This window comes from Pseudomonas sp. P5_152, from assembly GCF_033989915.1.
Classification (GTDB): domain Bacteria; phylum Pseudomonadota; class Gammaproteobacteria; order Pseudomonadales; family Pseudomonadaceae; genus Aquipseudomonas.
Genome location: NZ_JASFAH010000002.1, coordinates 5,081,501 through 5,087,500, shown reverse-complemented (window position 1 = coordinate 5,087,500; position 6,000 = coordinate 5,081,501). Strand labels below are relative to the sequence as shown.

The 6,000-nt window shown below is 62.4% G+C and carries 6 protein-coding genes (1 of these 6 running past the window's edge); 4 read left to right on the top strand and 2 right to left on the bottom strand.

Annotated features, from left to right (window positions below):
* Window positions 1-227: the 3' portion of a hypothetical protein gene (locus QMK50_RS23180; RefSeq protein ID WP_320334061.1), read on the top strand. Its footprint begins 40 nt before the window's first position; only the last 227 of its 267 coding nucleotides appear in the window; its start codon lies off the left edge, out of view; it ends in the stop codon at window positions 225-227.
* 71 nt (window positions 228-298) lie between these two features.
* On the opposite strand, the gene QMK50_RS23175 is transcribed toward QMK50_RS23180, so the two are convergent.
* Window positions 299-1,393, bottom strand: coding sequence for a DUF1615 domain-containing protein (locus QMK50_RS23175; protein ID WP_159994667.1), 1,095 nt, complete (start codon window positions 1,391-1,393; stop codon window positions 299-301).
* A 150-nt stretch (window positions 1,394-1,543) separates the two neighbouring features.
* On the opposite strand from QMK50_RS23175, the gene QMK50_RS23170 reads away from it, so the two are divergent.
* The 3 genes from QMK50_RS23170 (at window position 1,544) to QMK50_RS23160 (ending at window position 4,793) form a co-directional block, all read left to right on the top strand.
* Complete coding sequence (locus QMK50_RS23170; RefSeq protein WP_320334542.1) at window positions 1,544-2,158, top strand: LysE family translocator; 615 nt, start codon at window positions 1,544-1,546, stop codon at window positions 2,156-2,158.
* 111 nt (window positions 2,159-2,269) lie between these two features.
* Window positions 2,270-3,223: a transporter gene (locus QMK50_RS23165; RefSeq protein WP_320334060.1), complete on the top strand. Its 954-nt coding sequence runs from the start codon at window positions 2,270-2,272 to the stop codon at window positions 3,221-3,223.
* Between the two features lie 40 nt (window positions 3,224-3,263).
* Window positions 3,264-4,793 (top strand): FAD-dependent oxidoreductase, encoded by a 1,530-nt coding sequence (locus QMK50_RS23160; RefSeq protein WP_320334059.1) that lies wholly within the window; start codon window positions 3,264-3,266, stop codon window positions 4,791-4,793.
* Between the two features lie 18 nt (window positions 4,794-4,811).
* Here QMK50_RS23160 and hemB read toward each other — a convergent pair whose 3' ends face one another.
* Entirely contained in the window at window positions 4,812-5,786 is a 975-nt protein-coding gene (gene hemB / locus QMK50_RS23155) for a porphobilinogen synthase (RefSeq protein ID WP_095167889.1), read from the bottom strand.
* Window positions 5,787-6,000 lie beyond the last annotated feature (214 nt).

Here is a 6,000-nt window from a genome sequence, read left to right as displayed (position 1 = left end):
TGGCCGCCAATGCATTCGCCGCCGACCTCGCACAACCCGTCACCGCCATGCAGCAACCAACCGTGATCGCCGAAGGTGGCTCTGACCGCCTGCAACAGAACCGCGTCGCCGAAGGTGGCTCCGACCGCCTGCAACAGAACCGCGTCGCCGAAGGTGGCTCTGACCGCCTGCAACAGAACCGCGTCGCCGAAGGTGGCTCCGATCGCCTGACCCAGAACCATGCATGAATTGCCGGTCGGCAATACTCAACAAAAAGCCCGGCACACTCTGCCGGGCTTTTTTTCGTCTACTTTCTGCACTAGCCCGCGGCTGCGCGCTTCATACACCGCTGATAACGCTCATCGACACGTTTGGCGAACCACGCGGTGGTGAGCTTGCGGGTGATTTTCGGACTCTGTAGCTCGATCCCCGGCAGCACCGCCCTGGGCAACGCCTTGCCTTGCGACTTTTCGGCCAGCGCGAATACCCGCTTGTAGAGTTTGCTGTCTTCGAAAGCCAGGCTGTCCCCCAGCTCCAGTTGATCGCGGATGGTGCTGTTGCGCATATCCAGGCGTTTACCCAGGCTGCGCACTGCAAGCTCAGTCGAGCCCGGCAGCAGCGAACCGTAGCGAATCAAGTCTCCATCCAGGGCCAGGGAGCCGCCGGTCGCGCGATTCAGCGCAGCCTGGAATGCCGCATTGCGGCTGGCGTACCAACCGGCATTGAAATCGGCGAAGCGGTACAGCGGCTGGCTGTAGTTCACCGGGTAGCCAAGCAGATGGGCGATGCCGAAGTACATGCCGCCCCGCCGGGTGAATACCTCGCGACGGATCGAGCCGTCCACCGGGTACGGATAGTTGCGCGCCTGTTTCTCGGCAAACGCAATGCTGACCTGCATCGGCCCACCGGTATGCACCGGGTTGAACCCACCGAACAAGGTCTTGCCCATAGGCACCCGGCCAATGAAGTCATCGAAGATCGCGCTGAGCTCTTTTTCGCTACGCGCCGCATTCAACCGGTCGCTGTAACTTTTGCCATTGGTCGAGCTGACCTGCAAGGCCCCCCGCACCAGGAGACTGGGGATATGCGCCCTGGCAGCACGGCGGTCGATCTCGTCCCGGGCAATCTTGCCCAGCCCCGGTACTTTCGGGTCAGCCTGAAAGGTCGACTCCTGTTCGGTCACCGCCAGCACCGAGCAGAGGTTCTGCGAGGTGGCAGGGATCTCCTGCGCGGCAAACGCACTATAGATGTCGTTGGCCCAACCTTGCCGGTCCACCGTACTGGCGGGCAGCAAGCGCACGATCTGAGCTTTGACCTGTTCCGGCTTGGGCGCCGCATCGCGGCTACCCTGGCTCGCACACCCGGCCAGCAACAACAGTGTGGCGAGGCTGATGATCAATTGATTGGCTTGCATGGAGTGGCTCAAGGGTCCTTTTGACCGACCGGGCGAGTGACACGCACTACACTCCGGTGTTTTCCTATGGAAAAGCAAGCCGCGTTGCACTTCAATGAACGATTGCTTGCGGGTGCTCTGACACCCGATCACCGACTGGAGTTCGCTGGCATGCTGACAATGGATTTTCTGCTGACCTCACTGATCGTGGTGCTGATACCCGGCACTGGCGTGGTGTTTACCCTCTCCACTGCGCTGGCCGCCGGCAAACGAGCCAGCGTCTACGCGGCGCTGGGCTGCACGGGCGGGATCGTGCCGCACCTGATGGCCTCGATGCTGGGCCTGTCGGCGATCCTGCATACCAGCGCGCTGGCGTTCCAGGGATTGAAGTTTGCCGGAGTCGCCTACCTGCTGTACCTGGCCTACGCCACCTGGCGCGATCGCACGGCCTTTGCTATCAGCGATGCTCCGCTCAACCTGAGTGGCGGCACCATCATGCTGCGCGCTGGCCTGCTCAACCTGCTCAACCCCAAGCTGACGATATTCTTCCTGGCGTTTCTCCCGCAGTTCATCACACCCAACGGGCCGTCGGCCGCAGTGCAGATGCTCACCTTAAGCACAGTGTTCATGTTGATGACCTTTGCGGTGTTTGTGATCTATGGCTTACTGGCGAACTTTTTTCGCACAGCCGTCATCGAGTCACCTACCGTCCAGAACTGGCTGCGCCGCGGATTTGCCGCGTCGTTTGCCGCACTGGGCCTGAACCTGGCGTTTGCCCAGCGCTGAGCCTCCCCTTGCATTGGGTGGGGATTTGCGCCGATTCGGTTCCAGACTTTATTCACACCCTGACGGCCGCGCGCCATCGTACATTCTAAAAACGTGATCAAGAGATCCACCATGACAAGAGTTTCGTTCGCGAGTTTGCCGCTGCTGGTTGTGCTGCTTACCGGCAGCCCTTCGGTGCTTGCCACCGAAGGCAGCGTCGGCAGGCCGATTACTGGCCAGATCGTCTACTCCAACGCTGGGATCATTCCCCCGGAACCCGGTTGGGTAATGTCGATGACCAGTATCTATTACGACGGCGAACTCAGCAGCAAGAAGGCGGCACCGGTGCGCGGCGAAGTCGGTGCCGGCCTGAAGATGAAAGTCTCCTACACCATGACCAACATCACGCGCATCTGGGACACTGGCAAAGGCCCGTGGAACTTCGCCTCGGCGGTCGGCCTGCCCCTGCAGTACACCGACGCCGAAGCCGACTTTACCGGCCCCAGGGGCAACTCCGTCGGCGAGACCGACTACGCTACCCAGTTTGCCGATGCCCTGATCACCCCGATCGCCGCCGGCTACCACTTCAGCGCCACCGATCACATTGCCTTGTCGTTGCCGATCTATGTACCGACCGGCGCCTACGACAAGGATCGCCTGGCCAACGCCGGGCAAAACACCTATACCTTCATGCCAACCATGGCCTATACCCACCTGCTGGGTAATGGCGGCGAGTTGAGCCTGCTGGGCGCGTTCGAGTTCTATACCAAAAACGATGCCACGGATTACCAGAACGGCAGTATCGTTCGTCTGGATGGTCTCTGGACCTACGGCCTGGGCAACGGTTGGGCGGCTGGCGTGGTGGGCGGCGTGATCAAGCAGATGACCGACGACGACGGCCCAACGGCCGACCAGTTGAACGGCTTTCGTGGCCACTCGGCCGGGCTCGGCCCGTACCTGGGCTGGAGCGGCAAGTTTGCCGATGCCCAGGCAAGCGTCAATGCCCGCTGGGTGCCCGAGTTCGACTCCGTCAACCGGCCCGAAGGCGATGGCATCAGTGTCAACCTGACGTTGGCGTTCTTCTAGACCTGACGCCTGCGCGGGACTCTCCACCGAGGGTAACGCCATGCACCGCAGCGACGTACTGATCGTAGGCGCCGGCCCCACCGGGCTGGTGTTGGCACTTTGGCTGAGCAAACTGGGGATCCGTGTGCGCCTGCTCGACAAGACCAGCGCCCCCGGCACCACCTCCCGCGCCCTGGCAGTGCAGGCGCGAACCCTGGAACTGTATCGGCAACTGGACCTTGACCAGGCCGTGGTGCAACAGGGCCACCAGGTACCGGCCGTCAATCTGTGGGTCAAGGGCGAACCCACGGTGCGCCTGCCATTCGCCGCCATCGGCAAGGACCTGACGCCCTACGCCTTCCTGGAAATCTACCCCCAGGATCAACATGAACGACTGTTGATCGAACGCCTCGAACAATTCGGCGTCGAGGTAGAGCGGGACACCGAACTGCTGGGCTTCAACGAGCATGACGGTGGCATCACCGCACAACTGCGCCTGCCCGACGGCCAGTTGCAGAGCTGTCAGAGCTGCTATCTGGCCGGTTGCGACGGCGCCCGCTCCAGGGTGCGCAAAACCCTCGACATCGGCTTTCCCGGCGGCACCTACCAACAAGTGTTCTATGTGGCCGACGTCGACGGCGCAGGCCCGACCTTTAATGGCGAACTGCACGTGGACCTGGATGAAGCGGACTTTCTCGCCGTGTTCCCGCTGGCGGGCGTCGGCCGTGCGCGGCTGATCGGCACGGTACGGGATGAACGTGCCGAGCAGGCCGAGACCCTGCGGTTTGAAGACGTCAGCAGCCGGGCCATCAGCCACCTGAAAGTCGAGGTCAAGCGGGTCAACTGGTTTTCCACCTACCGGGTTCATCACCGGGTCGCGGACGAGTTTCGCCGCGGCCGTGCATTCCTGCTCGGTGACGCCGCCCACGTACATAGCCCGGCCGGTGGCCAGGGCATGAACACCGGAATTGGCGACGCGATCAACCTGGCCTGGAAACTGGCAGCGGTGCTCAACGGCGGCGCCAACCACAGCCTGCTCGACAGCTATGCCATCGAACGCATGGCCTTTGCCCGCAAACTGGTGAGCACCACCGATCGGGTGTTCAGCTTTGTCACAGCCGAGGGCGTCATCGCCGACCTGTTGCGCACCCGCGTGGCGCCGTTGCTGTTACCAAAAATGGCGGCACTGGAGCGGGCTCGCGAGTGGTTGTTTCGCACCGTGTCGCAAATCACCCTGAACTACCGGGCGATGCCACTCAGTGCGGGGCATGCCGGCACGGTGTTCGGTGGCGATCGCCTGCCATGGGTACAGGACGCTGACGGCGACAACTTTGCCAGCCTCGCCCTCCCCGCCTGGCAGCTGCATGTGTACGGCGACACCAGCGGGGAAATGCGCGCCTGGTGCAACGAACATCACCTGGCGCTGCAGGTGTTCGCCTACTTACCCGCCCATGCCAACGCCGGCCTGGCGCGCAACGGGTTCTACCTGTTGCGGCCCGACAGCTACGTGGCGCTCGCCGACCCGGGCGCCGACCCGAAACTCATCGAGCGCTATTTTCACGGCCATGGGATCAAGCCGTTCCTGAGCTGAGCGCGCGCCCGTTGCGGGTCAGATTCCGCTAAGCGCCAGGTCCATGGCGAAATAGGTGAAGATCAGGTCCGCACCGGCACGCTTGATCGCGCCCAGGCTCTCGCGCACCACCCGCTCTTCATCGATCGCCCCGGCGGCCGCGCCGAATTTGATCATCGCGTACTCGCCACTGACCTGATACGCCGCCAGCGGCAACCGCGAGGCTTCGCGAATATCGCGGATGATGTCCAGGTAGGCACCGGCCGGCTTGACCATCAACGCGTCGGCGCCTTCCTGCTCATCCAGCAACGATTCGCGCACGGCTTCGCGGCGATTCATCGGGTTCATCTGGTAGCTCTTGCGATCGCCCTTGAGCGCACTGCCACCTGCCTCGCGGAACGGGCCGTAGAGGGCCGAGGCAAACTTGGTCGAATAGGCCATGATCGACGTCTGGCTGAAGCCTGCTGCGTCCAGGGCGCGACGAATCGCCTGGACCTGCCCGTCCATCGCCGCCGAGGGGGCAATCACATCCGCCCCGGCACGTGCGGCGGCAACGGCTTGCTGGCCAAGGTTGAACAGGGTCAGGTCATTGTCGACCTCGGCGCCATGCATCACGCCACAGTGACCATGGTCGGTGTACTCGCAGAAGCAGGTGTCGGACATGACGATCATTTCCGGCACCGCGTCCTTGCAGATCCGCGCCATGCGCGACACCAGGCCGTTTTCCCGCCAGGTGTCACTGCCGTTGCCATCGAGGTGGTGCGACACGCCAAAGGTCATCACCGACTGAATACCGGCCCGGGCGTAGCGCTCGATTTCACCGGCCAGTTTCGACTCGGGAATCCGTCGTACTCCCGGCATGCTGGTGATCGGTACGAAATCGTCGATTTCTTCCTCGACGAAGATCGGCAGCACCAGGTCGTTGAGACTGAACTCGGTTTCCTGGAACAGCTTGCGCAGTTGCGGGGTGCGCCGCAAACGGCGTGGACGGGCTTCGGGGAACTGGCTGGACATGAAATTTCCTGGCAGGAGGCCAATGGCCTGGACAAGACAAAAAGTGCTGGAAGCGCGAGCTTATGCCCCTCGCCCCTGCTGGCACAAATGCAGGTAACGCAAGAGTTTATTGCGAAAACGGTAACAATAGAACCCGACCCCCATCACCCCCTGACATTTATTCACTGCTCAACTAATCTGACTAGCGCACCCACCCCGGGTGACAAACCCCGAA